This is a genomic window from Acidovorax sp. 106 (assembly GCF_003663825.1).
Lineage (GTDB): Bacteria > Pseudomonadota > Gammaproteobacteria > Burkholderiales > Burkholderiaceae_C > Acidovorax.
Genome location: NZ_RCCC01000001.1, coordinates 3942634 through 3958292, shown reverse-complemented (window position 1 = coordinate 3958292; position 15659 = coordinate 3942634). Strand labels below are relative to the sequence as shown.

Annotated in this window: 5 protein-coding genes; 1 reads left to right on the top strand and 4 read right to left on the bottom strand. The window is 58.8% G+C overall.

The genetic code is table 11. The features are described 5' to 3' along the window. Positions 1–15: 15 nt before the first annotated feature. Positions 16–450 carry a tetratricopeptide repeat protein gene (locus tag C8C98_RS17475; protein WP_121455321.1) on the top strand — a complete coding sequence of 145 codons (435 nt, stop codon included), beginning with the start codon at positions 16–18 and terminating at the stop codon, positions 448–450. 274 nt (positions 451–724) lie between these two features. Here the strand turns inward: C8C98_RS17475 and C8C98_RS17470 are convergent, their stop codons facing one another. The 4 genes from C8C98_RS17470 to C8C98_RS17455 all read right to left on the bottom strand — a co-directional run bounded on the left by C8C98_RS17470 (position 725) and on the right by C8C98_RS17455 (position 15634). Continuing rightward, positions 725–3373, bottom strand: a complete 2649-nt coding sequence (locus C8C98_RS17470; RefSeq protein ID WP_147436398.1) for an ATP-binding protein — start codon at positions 3371–3373, stop codon at positions 725–727. 721 nt (positions 3374–4094) lie between these two features. Next, a complete protein-coding gene (locus C8C98_RS17465) occupies positions 4095–4352 on the bottom strand; it encodes a hypothetical protein (protein ID WP_233574584.1) in 258 nt (85 codons plus the stop codon). A 423-nt stretch (positions 4353–4775) separates the two neighbouring features. After that, the gene (locus C8C98_RS21620) at positions 4776–5357 is read right to left on the bottom strand and encodes a hypothetical protein (RefSeq protein ID WP_158600179.1); all 582 of its coding nucleotides are present in this window, start codon (positions 5355–5357) and stop codon (positions 4776–4778) included. Positions 5358–5938: 581 nt separating this feature from the next. Next, a complete protein-coding gene (locus tag C8C98_RS17455; RefSeq protein WP_121455318.1) occupies positions 5939–15634 on the bottom strand; it encodes an RNaseH domain-containing protein in 9696 nt (3231 codons plus the stop codon). Between the last annotated feature and the right edge of the window lie 25 nt (positions 15635–15659).

The window sequence follows — 15659 nt, the reverse complement described above, 5'->3', positions numbered from 1 at the left end:
GATGAAAAAGACTATGTGCAAGCCGAAACCACTTTGACTCGCGCTCTAAAGATCAAAGAGAGCGGTTTGCCTTCAGATCATCCAGATTTAGGTTCGTATATGGGGAATTTGGCTTCTGTTTATCAAGCCCAAGGCAGGTTCCCCCAGGCCGAGACCATGTTTCTACGCGCCTTGTCGATCAAAAAAAAGGCACTCGGGGAGGAGAATGCCGAAGTGGCGCTGAGCATGAGTAACCTTGCAGAGGCCTATATTGGCCAAGGATCATTTGAGAAAGCTGAGCCTATAGCGCTTCGCGCTCTAAAAATCAGCGAAAGCACTTTGGTGCCAAACCATCCGGATGTTGCCGTCCGCCTTGCAAGTTTAGTCAAGATTTACAGGGCAACTGGCCGAGCTGAATTGGCCAATGATTTGGCAATGCGCGTAACGAAAATATCGGCCGAAGTTCGCTAGCGGCTTTATGGGCGGCACCATAAAGGTCGGCTTTGGAGCGGGAGCAACGACTGCTTTGGGCCCGTTGCAGACCTTAGGACCGGCAAATAGCAGACGTTCCGCGCGGCAGTCCGCAGTCTGCCCTAAGCGCACGATAGAAGTTTGCTCCGCAACATTGCGGAAGCGGGCTTTGTTCTACCTTGGTCTGGGCAACCAGAAGACTCGTGTGCGCAGCAGCTTGACAGCCTTTGTGGCGGGCGCCGTCCCTCAGCCGAAACCGCAGCGAAGGTGCCGGTCATGGACCTCCGACCTCCAGCTTGTATTGGTATCTGAAGTGTTGCTCGAGCTGGACTGCTTCTCTCCACCCCCTTTTTCTTACCGCGAGGATGGAACGTCGAACAGGCTCAATTGCTTCTGGCCGACCAAGCAAAATCGCGGCCCTGATTGTCTTGATCAGCTGCGCCCTATCACTGAGGTGCTCCAACGTTGGCACAATTGCTTCAGACATTGCCGCCCTCTGTGACTCCTCAAGTCCCGCAGGCAGCAGGATGGTCAGATCACGGGCCAAGTCGGCAGTGGTAGCCGGGTCGAGAATCGACTCGTTCAGTAGGTCCAATGAACGCCTCACTAAGCGAGAAGCCAGATGCTCATCTCTACTTCTTCGAACGGACCTGACCGCAGCACGGAGGATCTCGACCGAGGTGCCATCGAATTGAAGGTAGGCCTCGATCATCGGACGAATCTTCAATGCAATCTCATTGGTTGCCGAACTCACGCTGAGATACAAAACGTCAAGTGTCTCGGTGGTCGGGAAATGGGTGGCGATCGACCAATTTGCAGTCTGCTCGCCGACCGCGACTTGCTGCTCATGCGATCCGCAATCCCTAGCAACTCGAACGAAGCGACGCCGTCCAGGACCATCCGCGTTCCGTCGGTAGAACTCGATTAGGCGAGAGAAGAGTGCATTGAACTCTTGTCGCGTTTTCCGACTCAGTGCTAGGCCGACATCAATGCGATCGATAACGCGATCTGGCGTTGCGGCTGCCAAGAACTTATGAGCTAAGGTAGATTCCCCAACGGACTCGAGCAGCGCAGCCAATCGATGCGCATCCGCAAAGGACGCATTCGGCAAAAGTCGCTCGACGCCGATCACCAACTGTTCCTTTTTGCTCCGAATTTGAGCGGTCAACGAAGAATCCGCAACCGATTTTTCGAGCAATCGAACGATCAACCGACGCTCGTCCGAGTTGGCTGGGTCGCAAGCACCGCAAAGTTTTATCGTCCTATCAACGAGATCGACCTCGGCTGCTTCTACGAGCGCCTGAGCCACGATGGAATGTCCGACTCTAAGTCGAGGCCTCCCTCCACGAGTCTCCAACACCGAAGCCAATCCGTCGAAGCTCGGGTCTCGCCAGAACGGTTGGCCCGGTCCTTTCGTTCGTTCAAGAAGGGATTGGGGAACAGCACTGTCGTATCGCCCAATGATGCAGAGATCAATGAAGCTGTCAAATGAAGGCTTTTGCCTGAGAGGCCTAAGCACGCCCTTGGCAAAGAGTTCCAGAGAGCCGCCCTGCAGCGTCAATGAGAGTGCAAGGAGTTGCCCGGTCTCGATAAACCGCGTGACTTGACCAGGACTCAAACCTGCAGACTCGGCTCTTTGCCTTCCTACCAGTTTCTGCAGGCCGCTGACAAACTCATCCGATAGGCTCCCAAGCACAACGCTATAAACGGCTAGCCTCATCAGATCCATCTTCGTTGCAGCTGAAGCCTCACCCGGCCGGCTCGACGCCAGGACGCACAAGCCAGGCTTCACCCGTGCGTTCAGAGCCTCTACGAAGCTAGCATGTCGCCAGATATCATCGACCACTAATATCACCGGCCGCGCAGAGAGCCTATGCAAGCGCAAGATTTCGATCCAATTCGACTCGGCGAGGTCGCTCGGGGCCCAAACATCAAGCACCAAGTGGGTTCCTGCAGCATGCGCGTCCCAAGCAATTTTCCTAATCAGCGCACTTTTCCCGGAGCCCGGCATTCCCTCAACAACGATCATCCCGCCGGAGTTGTGAGTCTGAACTAGCGCGTCCCTGATCAATACTCTTTCCGGTCGCTCGACATCCAGCCCGTTGGCCACCGCGGCCCACAGGATCGAGGCCGCCCCTTGCAGGAAGGCATTACGCCTTAATGGAGTCATCTCAAGGTTCTTCCTTGCAGGAAGTAGCCGGCAAGCAGCGCCGTCGCGGCCTGGATGACCTTCAGGAAGACCCACCAAACAATCTACGACCTCTGAGACCTGGAAGGTCGCTCTTGGGACAAGCGCCGACTGAAGTCGGTCAAGACTCGCTTCGACATGTTCAGGCGGAACACCAAATCGGACGAGGTTCCAAGCCGCCTGTGCCCTCAGGTCATCGGCCGCGTCGGCGTGCACAAGGATCTCGAACTCAGCGCTCATCAAGACTCGGGTTACACAATCTAGAATTCTGTCCGGTGCAAGCCCCTCGCTGTAGTCATTTCCAATCAGCGATTGAATTTCCCTGGCATGGTCCTCAACGTAAACCCGACGCAGAACTTGATATGAGCTTTCCTCGTAAGGAGAGCTCGTGCACACCAGTCGGAACTTGGGAACATCAGGATCCTGTCGACCACGAGCGACTGCTGTTATCAAGTCGCGAGCAAAGCCTGCGACGATTTCCTTGAGTTTTCCAAAGCCCAAAGTGCCAGGCTTGAGATCCTTCGCTTGAACTAAGACTTCGCCGCCATCTTTGAACTTTAGATCGACGTCTTGCGCACCTTCGTACCGCAGTTCAACGAGACCTCTTTCGCCAGTTGGTAACCAAGTCAATCTCACGAGCGCGTAGGCCTTCTGAAACGTGAAGCCTTTTTCTGCTGTGCTCCCGCCCTTACGCGGCTTGGTCTCCAAGTCCGCGCCATCAATGGACCAGTTCAAGCTCAACCCCCTCATTTTGCTCAAGCAGCCACTGTCCTTGGGAAAGCTGCATCGCGGCAGCCCATATCGTGATCCGTCCGCAAAGCGTGAAGTGGTTCACAGTACAGGTGAAATGTCGACAACAACGGAATACAAGCAACGAAGTTTCCCCAAGAATGCCATGCAGCCAGGAAGCCCGCTTCGGAGGAGCTTCCCCAGAGCCAGCGACAGTCCGCTCCTGGCCGAGAACCGCATCCTAGCGCAGACCAGCAGGCGCTCGAAACGGACATCTAGTTGCCGCTAACGACAATTGCTACGCGAGACGGCCATTTGTCGTCATCGACCCAAACCGCAACTCGGGTTCTCGGCGTCAGCCCGTCAATGCTCCCGAGCGATGCACCTTCGGATGTCATCACCCCAATGGAACCTGTGGGAGTTTGAACGTGGCCATCGAAAACAAGGCTAAGTCCTGAAGGGCCGACAAAACTTAGTGAAACTTCGGTTTCGCCGTCCACATCCGCCTGGGTTCCCACGCTTACACAGCTATCACTGTGCGAGACCAAGGCTTCATACTCTGGAATCGCAGCGGCTTCGTTGCTTGGGTCCAAAATGAAAAGGATGGCGTTAGGTACCGCTAGTTTCATGCTCATCAATGTCCGTTTCTCCTAACCGCCTTCAGTGACCGCAGTTGGCCGGATTCTGCCCCATGGCAAAGGGCGCTAGCGGACCGAGAGTGGACGCGTTAGTTCCTCTTGAAGTTGACAGCGGCATCCAGCGGCTCACCAGACTCAAACGGCTCAAGGCGGTTTCTTGCGAAGCCAATGAGCCGTTCCATAGCGTCCAGTGGCACATCGTTTGCGAAGGTCGTCACCGTGATTGATCGGCTGGCATCGCATCGGAATACCTCAGCCACAACATCACCACCTTCAGTAACAAGCTCGCACCCGAGGCCATCGCGGATGACATCTGAGGCAGTTTGAATCTTCAGTGTCAAAGTCATTAGTTCACTCCAAATGCCCGCTTCTGGCCGGAAGCACGCGATCGCCGTGGCTCACCAAAGCTGTCTATCATTGGCAGCAGCAAACCAGCAGCGACTGCTTTCGGGGGACCGAAAAGGCGCTCTCTGCCGGGAGCAGTCCTCCGAGGCATTGCCACAAGCGATGGCTTCAGGTTGATCTCGGCCGTTTGAGGGTTCGGCCTGAGCGGCGGCTCTCGCCCACAGCAGTTGTCTGAGATACGGACTCTGGCTGGCAGCGTTGGCCCTGTAACCAGCCGTTTAGCTCTGCGAAGGCGCTCGGGCGGCCCCTTGCGGCCGCTGCACCGATCTGCAGCTGACTCAGTTCGACACATTGGTGTCATTACCTGACAGGAATTCGCCACCCTGGACTCCTGTTGGCTTTTCCTAGACGCTGCCTGCTCAGTCTCAAGCTAGCAGCGCGTCGAGAGCAAGGACCATCTCTCGAATATCTTCGGCGGCTGGAGGTCGCATGTGTGCAATGGCATCGCGCACTTTCTTGACCTTGAAACATGCAGTCAGTGCCGCATTCGCAGTTTCATTCAGCCCCTTGAAGGGGTCCGCAGCATCCCGGTGACTCATCGCCACCATGTCGTTGAACTCAAGATCGTCAATGGCGATGCACTGGAAGCTACCCGGTCGCCACGGTGAAGGCTTCTTCCATACACCTTTCGTGTGGAAGAGATAATCCTCCAGGCTATCCCGCAGCTTGCCGATGACCGGTAGACGCCGCTCCTCAATCCACGGAAGCAGTGCTCGAACACAGGCCCGCCAGTAACGCTGCTCGAGGCGCTTCCATGCCATCGCCGACCCGGCTGCCTGCGCCCGCACTTCAAGCCAGTCCTTCAATGCGCCGCTGGCCCGGTCGTAGGACGCATCCCTCTGCGGCATCGAAGCAAACGATGTAGGGAGTTGCAGGAGGGCGTTGGGGTGAAGCGCCATCAACTCTTCAGCCACAAGCGGGTCTGCTCCGGCAAACTCAATCACCAAGTGCCTAGCCAGTGAGGTGCTTCCCGGCCCCCTGCGGCCTACCAAGCGTTGAGTAACATAGGCGTGCATCTCGTCTTCCGACAAGGTGCCGTCAAAGCGCAACTCACATCTTGACTTTGGTGGCAAGGGGTCAGCTAGAAGGCTCCACACCACCACTAGCCGCACGGCGCCAGCACTCAGCGTTGCTGACTCCTTGACGAACTCCTCAAAGTATCTCCTGCATCTGTCACTGGCTCTTACTGACAGGGGTGTCAGCACGACGGTGACACGAGGGGGCTGTGACCAATGAGCGAGCTCCATTGGTGAGAGCTTGCCTCGAGCAAAGTGATGCCCAACGTCCGACTCGATGTGGGAGCCTTCGTGGACGTCTAGAAACACCACCCGTTCCGTCTCATGACATGCTCGCTTGAAGGCATCGTGAATGACATGCTGCGCCCCGGCGACCGCACCTCCCGCCAAGCAGACAGTCCCGGCTGAGTGCCCTTCTAGCATGTGTCCGAGCTTTACCAGGAACGACGTCGGTCCAGGCATCGCCCAATAGATGGGGACCGATACCTGAACAAGGGGGTGGTCGGTACTCATCAGGGGCGCGCCAACAGAAGATCCAAGTAGAGCGCAGGAACGTCCCACACGCCCGTTGGCGCAACCTGAATCAAGCCCATCCACTGAGCAAACAACAGATGATAGTCATTCAGCTTGTTAGCCGGGAGCAACTCGTGCTCTTGACCTGAGTGATTGGGGGTTTCATGCAAGCTTAGCAGCACCGTCTCCAGCGCCTGGAGCTGGTCAGGCAGCAGGCAGCTTGCGATACCGATGCGGCTGTAGAACGCCCCCAAGTCGAGCGTAAGTCTCTTCAGCGCTTGTCCCGGCAAGGCCAGAGCTTCGGTCAAGGTAAGTGTGGAGCCCGCAATACTTTCGAGCTCTTCGCCATACCCACAGCTTGCGCGCAAGATTGCCGCGCGAGCCTCAGCACTGTCACGGACAGGCAGATTCTCGTGTTGGTTGTGATTGAAGCGGAAATAGACGGCATCATCGCTCCAATTGGGGACGGCGGCCATCACGGCATTCTTGGGCAACGGCTTAGTCGCAGAGACGCTGCGGATGGCAAGCGCCAACGCCTGCCCGGGACTTGCGATAAGGAACGGCCGAACAGTGGGCAAATTGACCCGGCCTGCGGCCTCGCCTTGCACTGCCAATCGGCCTTGGTCCCCCGCAAGAGCTGCGTATAGATCCAATTGGTCCGGCTGCCAGCTCCTGGACGGCACCCCGATCAGGCGGGTCTTTCGGTCGGAAGCCTTGCGTCGCACTCCGTTAACGTAGTTTCTCGCCTCGTCGGTCGTTGATGCGCTCTTAACTTCAAGAACTGCATCCTCTTGTGGGACCTCCCAGACACCACGAAGCTTCTCCACGGCGCACACTCCGCTCAGCTGATTCCCAACTAGCACCATTAGGTCGCCGGGCGTGCTGCGCAGATAGTTGCGGACCCAGGCACTCGGCATGGGGAAGGTCTTCGATTCCGACTTGAGCGTAACGGGAAGGCGTGCCTCGCCGTAGGAACGATCTTCGGTCGGGGTCTCACGTGCCAGCTCTTCCAGTAAGTGGCTGACTTGCTCCATTTCACCGAGCATCGTGGCGATGTCAGGCGTGCGCAGCTGGTAGCGAGGGCCATTGCGCTCAAGGATTGTGAGTTTATCCATCTCGTCAAGCAGTGCTTCGTAGGCACCGGGCGCGGTACTCTTGAAGTGCGCCGGTGCCTGACTGATGCAGCTGTCCCGAATCTCGGTGGCAGTCAGCCCAGCAAAGACACTGTTGGCAGGTTCAGCATACGAATGCTCGGCCAGAATCAGCGCGATCGCCTTGTAGCGCTTATCGAGGTTTAGGTTCAGACCAAACTTGTCTCTGATTTCCTGCAAAAAGGCCTCGTCGCACTCCACGGCGTCCAAGTCTGCCGAGGTAATGCGCGTAGTGAGCTCTTTACCCGCTCGGTTGTTGTACAGCCTGTTGACAAGGTTTCGGCAGTAGAGCTGGATGAACGCCGGGTAAAAGTTGCACACTGCCATGATGCGCAATGGCAGCTCCTCATCGCCGCGCTCAAAGTAGAAACCCAGCGCTGCCAGCGGTTCAGTGATGAGGTCTACGCCGTTGGAAATGTCATTCCCCGACGAGAAAGGCTGGAGTGCGATGGGCTGGGCCTTGCCAAGTGCCGTGTTTCCTCCAGTCGTCATGCGAGTAAGGTTGTGCAGCCCAGCAATGACGTAGCGGATGCGCGCACGACCAAGTGTCGAATCACTCAGAGCTTGTAAGCTTGCCAAGAACGGAGCGTTGGACAGAAGGTCCTCTCGCATCACGTCGTCGGCTTCGTCGATAAGCAGGTAAATAGCGTCTGCCTGACAGCGACCAGCCGAGATTTCGTCTTGGATGTGCTCTCGGATAGTCTGGTCGGACTTTAAGTCCGGTCTGTCGTTGGTGATGAAGCCTGCTGTGACCAACGCCTTATAGATGGACTTCCATGCAAAGAACCGGTAGTTGTCCTTGAAGCCCGCGGGGTCGTTACCGCTCAGCAACGACACATAGACGGCAAGCTCGCCCACGAGCTTCCCATCCAGTCCCTTCTGCAAATGCGTCTTGGACTCCTCCAGAATCTGGTTCAGAAGAGAGGATTTGCCCAGTCGACGCCCGCCATAGAGCACCGCCGAGGACGCCACATTGCGCAGGTCCTCAAGTTCCTGAGTGCGCCCGAAGAACATTTCAGGCGGCACCGGACGCGCGTTGTAATCGTTGTACGGATTAGTGTGGAAGGACAGCAGGCAGACTTCCAGCAGTTTCGCAAGACGTTCAGCCGGGTGCGTGGCGAGGTAAGCCACCAAGTCGTCGTCCAAGAGGAGCACTTGGTGCTTATGTCCCAGCTGTGCGCGTTGCTGCAAGGACAAACCTCCACGGCACAAAAGAAAGGTTGGAGTGTTGGTAGGCAGCTGCGCCACTCGCTGACCGAAACGCTCCGGTGTTGACGTCATATGCCGGGGCAGGATGTAGCCTTGGACGTGTGTCGCGAGAGACCCAAGGGCCGGGGGGATGAAGACCCCGAAGCCCGAAGCTGCAAGATCCGCGAAGGGCTTGCCGTCGATAAAAAACATGCCCTCGTTGGGCGCAGTAATGGTCGGTTCCTGTGCGATGCCCGCCCCTTTGAAGAAGCTGCGCAGTGCCTCGGCCACGGCGTCTTTGCTCTCAGGGTCGAAGATTCGCTGCCAATGATCGATAAACTCAGCCACGCTGGCACGTTCACTGTCCCGGATGGACAACAACCACTCGGGAGCCTGCCCAGGGACGGACTTTTCATCACGCAGCACCGCACTGAGCCCATCCAAAACCCGTTGGCCTTGTGTGATGTCCCGAAGCTCCTTACGGAAAGCCTCGTAAGTGAGGGCTACACGGCGCTCTTCGAAGCGCACTAGCGGAAGCTTCCCTTCCCGTAGCAACATGAACTCGCTGCGCGCCACCCGGACGCTCAGGGCCGTTCCCTGCTCAAGCGTGGCAAGAATGCGTGTTTTCTTTTGCTCTAGCTGGCGCAGCGTCACGGGGTCGAGCTTCAGAGCCTGCTGCTCGCGCACGAAATCCTCGATCGCGAGGCGTAGCTTCTGCCTACTGAGGTCAATCCTGCTGTCAAGCGACTTGAGCACAACGCCTTGCAGCACAGCCCGGGCATGCGGAAAGTCAGGATAGAGGGTCGCGCCTTTCGGTGATGCGCCGATCTCTTGGGCACTGTTGGCACGCGATAGAGACTCGAGCACCTTGAGCATGCGCCCCGCCTCTGTCTGCGATAGAGCGCTCAAGGCCAGGGCGTTGGTCACGCGCTGCTGAGCTTCTTGAACCTCAAGCTTGAACGCGTTCCGAGCGTCCCGGTAGACGGCGTCTGTTGCATCATGCCAGGTCGAGGCCATTGGCCGACCTTGCCGATCCAGTCGCTCGGCGATAATTCGGGCAGGCAGTAAGCGTTGCGCTACGCGGTGTTCTTCTGCCGCGTCGCCGAGCAGCCTTTGTAGGCCAGTAGCCCTTCCTTCACCAGGCTCCCCGCGGCGCAAACTCGCAAGAGCCTGCGTAACTGCGGAATGAAGTTGCCCAGCCTCGCCAAGCGTGACTTGGTTCGCCGCGTCGCCGGATGGGGACCATTTCAGCACCGGCTTCAGGTCACGCCCCAAAGGGTACCGCAACAGCAGGACTTGCTCTTCCTCAGCAAGCGTCCCCTCCCGAGCGTCCTGACCCATCAAGTCAATTGCGGCAGTGAGAGCAGACACCAACAATTGCTTGTGTACGGCGGAAGCGTCCTCTGCCAGGTCGAGGTCAGAGACGTACCCAAGGGCCATCTTGAGCTCTCGGAACAGTCCACTCAAGAAGTCAGCATGCTTTGGCGGCAGCGAGGCTTGCTTGCTGCTCTTCTGCCTGTCCAGAAGCGCGACGTATTCGGCAGTAAAAGCGGCGGTAACTCGAAGGTTCTGGACCAGATAGTCTCGCCCGACTCCCTCAATGGGTCGACGACGACCAATCTTTCGGCGCAAGTCGTCGATGGTCGCGAGGCCCTTGCCTGCCAACTTCTGTACGTCGGGCAGCATGGCTCGTACCTTGGCGTCATCTCCTCGTGCGATCGCCTCGACGCACACCCCCGTTGCAAATCCACTCTCGCCTGAGCAGATGGCCGAATGCATCTCGATATAGTCCGTCAACGCCCAAGTCGTCACCAAGTCGGAGTCACTGACCCAGCTCTTGGCGCGTCGGCGCATCCGCAGCACTCCGTCTAGCAGCGCTTGCTGCAGGCTAACCTTGGCAGCCGAGAGAATCTCTGGGGTCAAGTGCAACTGGATCGAGTCAAGCGTGGCGATGCGCTCAACGAGCGCATGAAGTTCAGCGTGTTGCTGTAGACGCGGGCGCAGAAACTCGATGGCCGCCCACCGTACGCTGTCTGTTGATCCTTGCAGAAGCATGGGCAGCAGTGCCGCCCCGAGCACTCCCAGGTGCTCAGGAAATGAATGCACTCCGGAGGCGGCTGCATTTGGCTCAGCCAGCCATTTGCCCAGCATGTCGACAGCGCTTGCATCTAGTGGCCCCCGCTGCTCAGCGCTACGCAAGATGGCAGGAACTGCAGTCCAAAGCTTGGACGTCGCTCCTGGCATCACCTCACTCAGCACCAACGCCTCAGCGGAGGCCAATGCCCAGTATCGGCTACGCAGGCACTCTGCCAGAGTCTGGAGTGCCGGCTCAGTCAAGGGTTGCGGCCCTGAAGCTTGCGACTGGATAACCTCGAAGTCTTCCGGTGGCAGCGAGTCCTCAAAGTCCGGATGGGAAGGCTCAGACTTCACTTCATCCACAGCGGCGACTTCGGCGGGCTGCGCGATTGCAACTTCTGCCGGCTCGAAGGCCTCTTTGGTCTCGAACACCACAATTTCTGGCGACTCTGCCACCATCGCCGCAGTCTGCTCAACCACAGCAGGTACGGGCTCAGGGACAACTGTATGCAGATCGCAAATCGGGTCAGGTTCCGTTTCAGGCGGTTGGTCAGGGGTAGGGGCTGGAGGTGAAGTGCCCGGACCTTCAGCCAGAAGCGCACAAGCCGTCAGGACGGTCCTCAGGTTCTGCTCAGCCTCGCCCGCGCGCTCCAGAGCTTCGCCAAGCAGCGCAGTCTTGCGGCGCAGCTTGTCTCTAGCGGTCAACGTCTCGGCGCCTTCGAACTCCCCAGCATCGATATTGACGACCGCCTGAGTCGCAAAGTTAGCTTGCGCTACCGCTTTCTGCAGCTCAACAACCTGTTGCTCAACCGCTTGGAAAGCCTCGTCGTTCGGTTCGCTGCCCACCACGTGCTCTGCCGCGAGGAAGTGCCAATCACCCACCTCAAGCTCCGGGCTCATTGCCGAGAGCGCTTCGCGTGCTAGGGTCTCTAGCCCCGTAAGCATGTGCTGCCACTGCAACCGTACAGCCGCTGCGGCGAGGGCTGCCGCCGCGGCTGCACGCTCTTGCGCTTCTGCAACGCGGCAAGCCTCTTCGGCGGCCTCAGCGGCTAGTCGTGCCGCCTCGTGGTGCTCGTGCTTGGTTTTGAGGTCCTCAAGGTGGGCTCTGCAGGCTGCCAGGAGCGTATCGAAATCGCCACTCCCAGGTACGGGCCACTCGGGCGGGTCTCTACTCAGGTCTTCGCCCCGGGCGATCTCTTGCGCAGCCATAGGCGGCGCGGTGGCGGCTGCGGACCCGGTGTCGCCCACGACAAGTTCAGCGGCGGCTGCCAATGCTGTGCTCGCAGTTGCAGACGCCAATGTTTCTGCCGTCGACACGTTGGACGCTGAGGGGTCTGGGAGAGCTTGCGCAGGCTCAACCAGGTCAGCAGGCCGCAGAATCCCTGGGACGAAGTAGGTCTTGTTCTTCCAGGTTCCGTTGCGGCGATCATCGTAGACCTGCTTGCAGACCTCAAAACAAGTCGTCATGTACTCAAGACCGGCCAAGGCGTAAGGGCCCATTGCGCTCGAGTCGGCCGCCTTTAGAACTTCTGGCAACAAGTCCTTGTAGGGATGGTGGCCCATCATACAAAAGGCCCAACCAAGCCCCTCGTCGTTCTTCTCCTTGCCGAGATGGCGAACCAGGTCTGGAAGGTCTTTCCAAAATTGCCCGCCGCTGACACCCCCCTGCTTCTTGCCGGATGCCTCCAGGTACTGACCGTAGCAATCGTCCAGCTTATAGAAGAGGCGTTTGCTAACGGGCAGCAGCTGAGAGATGTCAAGCGCGTACGCCGACTGAGGAATGCTCAGGCGCCGCATCACCCAGTCCGGGAAGTGGGCTACAGAGGGTGCATCTCCCTTCTGTGGGCGAAGTCGGATCGGGAAGGTGCCCAACTTCTTCCAGTAGTAGCCGATAGCACGCTTGTCTTTCGGCCAGGCGTCTGGTGGCAGCACCGTGTCCTTCGTGACAAACCACGGCGGCTCGACTCTAACCCGCACGCTTTCCGCGAGCATCGCCTCATAGGTCTGCTTGGCGGCAAGTCCACTGGCCGGCGAGAACAGCACAAGCGTGGACTGACCCGCTTCCAGCGCCCGCTGGAGTCTGGGGTCGTCAAGTGTGATCGGCTTCTCCTCTTCGTGCATCGCCCGCGCAGCCGATGGTTCCGGCTCAGCCTGAGACGCACTTTGCTTCGTACTTGCAGCGCCGTCAGCTCGTGGCACTGTGCCACCCGTTGAGGCAGCATCCATCGTCATAGTCGTGTCGGCCGTCAGTTCAGGCAGGCCCTCCAGCACCTCCGCGACAAGTTCGCTTTGCAGCGAAGACGCCATCTCCATCACAGCAGGGGCGGATTCCGGCGCCTGCGAGTCAGAATTATGAACAGTTGCCTCGCCCCCCTCCGCGTCGGCTGAATCAGCGTACCGGATGACGTAATCACGCACCTTGCGCTCAAAGAACAGGGGGGCTGGCAGTGCCGTCCAGTCGTCGTAATGTGCGTATCCCAGACGGAGGCCCATGACCAAACTTACCAAGGAGTCAGGCTTGAGCGCATCCGAGGCGTGCACCACGGTCACTTCAAGGCCTCCGGGGAGCGCGGCGTTGTCCTTGGCCACAGGCAACGTGCGACGCTCAAACCACCCATTGCCCTTAGGGCTCATGCGCGACCGGGGGCGGAAGGACGACATTCCCCTCTTGGTCTGCACGGTGTTCCGATAGCCCATCACCACAAGGTAGTGCGTCAGCCCCTCCCCGGCAGATGCCTCATCAAGCGCGACCGCGGTCTTGTATGTTGTCGCGTATTGCTCCTCAATGCTCGTACGCGTGGGCGTCGGTGCGGGCTCTGAGCGCCACTCATCGAACTTCTTGGTGTTTACCCATCGCATCACCATGGTGGCGTTGCGGTCCGACCGCAGCCTCAAGAGAGTCATCTGGGGATACGCCGTACCAAAGTCCGTGCCATCAAGGACAGCGCGCCGTCCCTGAGCAGCGATGAGCGATTCGTCGGACAACTCCTTCCACAATCCGGCCACCGTCGACCAGTCCACGAGTACGACAGCCTTCGGGTCTTCCTCACAGATTTTGCCGAGCGTCCTCCGGGCGATGTCGCCGAAGCTCTCTTTGAGCCAACGCTCGTCACCAGAAAGCTGCCGCTGACTGCCGAGCCACTGCAACCCCTCGTTCAGCGGCTTCCAGCCCATCTGAGTTACACGACTGCCCTTGCGGCCGGTGAAGGCAACGCTAGTTGCGCCCGTCGCAACCTCGAGGCGCGTAAAGACGATGAGACACACCCGCTGCTCTTGGGTGAAGGCTCGCGCGTTCGAGCGAACAGCTTGCACGCCGTAGATCGCTTTGGGTACATTGTTGCCCAGGCACCCCTGAACGAACGACTGCACGCCGAACACCACACCCGAGTGGGCCAAAAACACATCCAGCAGCGCGCTCTGTACGCGATGAATGAAGTGCTGAGCATCGAGCTGGCCTGTGCGACGGTCTTTTTCGAGCGGCAGCAGATGATGAACGTTCGCCTCACCATGCATGCACATTGCGTGCAGGCCAGCGAAGTAGTTCACCGGGTCTTCAGCGCGATTGCCGACATCTTTGGCTGCGCAAATGAGAACATGGCGAGCACCCGTAGCGCCCGCCTTCACCTGCTCGGCGATGGGCTTCCACCGATCCACGCGCGCCTCGAACCGACGCACACCCTTCTCATCAGAGAGCTCAAGGTCGGAGCGCAGGCCGTGAACACCCTGAGGCAGCGGTGAGAACTCAAGGCGAAGACTGTCACCAAACACAGCCTTCGCGCTGCCTTCGATGAGCTTTTTCTCGGCGGCACCATCAACGAACACCCACAGCGAGGGAATGTGGTTGGGGTGAATTCGCTTCAGCGCTGACGAGTTGGCGTTGCGATGACGCTCCAGGCGTGCCCGGCGCTTGGCCTCGGTCGCCCCGTCATCGACAGCAGCCTCTTCGTCGGTTGTACTTGAGGACTCTTCGTCTTCCGAGGGTTCAGGCTGCTTCAGGGCTGCACCAGCCACGCCAACGTCGTCCTCGTCAGGCGCCACGTCGCCCACCTTGAGCCGCGCGACCTCGCTCTTGGCCTGCGTCATGGCTCGCGGAATCTTGACCACTCGGTAAGGCACCACCGGGTCGAGGACATCCGGGAGAAGTTCAACCACTCGATCCCGCAGATCCACTTCGTCGCTCTCGAAGACGGTGCGCTGTTGCACGTAGTCGAAAAGCGTCGTCAGCTCGGGCAGGCCGACCCACCAGCCCCCACTCGTTGGACGCGGACGTCGGATGGCATCGTCCAGGGTCACAGGAAGCGCATCACGCTCGGTGGTCAGGCTTTGGTAGAGACCGTACTCGTCTCCAAACTCCCACCCTTCCTTGTTGCGGCGGATGTTGGCAGGCAAGACCGGGTACTCTGGGCTGAAGACGTAGCACCGGACGGTGGGCGGGGCATTGGGCTTTCGACCTGGGACCTTCTTTGCCCAGACGCGCTTCACCGGCGTGATCTTGAGGTAGAGCTCGCCGCCCGTCGGCAACGAGGCCACAGACAAGCGCGCGACCATGGAGAAGGTAGTGTCGTTTCCCGTTACCTTCGTCGGCCACGTCATCAGCTCGACCGAGCCTTCGAGTGACGTTGCGTCAGCAATAAGCTCGCAGGGTCCTAGCCCCTCGAAAAGCTCCTCGCCAGCCAAGCGTTCGGCCAGGTGCTTTGCAATCAAGTCCCATTGCGGTTTGGCAACCTGACCGTTGCCTTGGCGAACCACAAGGGCTTGCCGCCGCGCCTGCAGGCCGATGTGCGCGGCTAAAATCTCTCGCTTGACGGCACTTGCAGCCTCGACCAGTGCGTTGCGCTCAGCCCAAGGCGCAACGATGTCCACGTACCACCGCAGTAAGATGCTGGCAATCTCTTCTTTGAGCTCCGCGTGGCAAGTGTCGTCGAAAAGGTCGTCACCGACAGCGCGCAGCTCCAGTGCAGCCTTGGCCGCATCCTTGAGAGCAAGGTCCCTGTCCAACCTCACGATGCCTTCGAGCTTGGCCATGAACAATGCCCTAAGCTTGACGATCGGGAGGTTCTTCTCATCTTTGCCCTTCGAGGCCTCAAGCAGAGACTGCAAAGCGGTCTGCAGTGGCCCGGTGAAGCGCACTGCCAACAAGGATATCTCTTGCTTGAGCCACTCTGCGCGCAGCCTGGCCCCTATGAGAACTGCACGGTCACTACTCTTGGCATCAGGCGAGCGCTGCCAAACGGTCAGAGGGGTGGAGGAGGTATTCGTGTTCGTGCTCTCGTCACTCATTTCGTTCCCTGATTAGTCTTTCTTG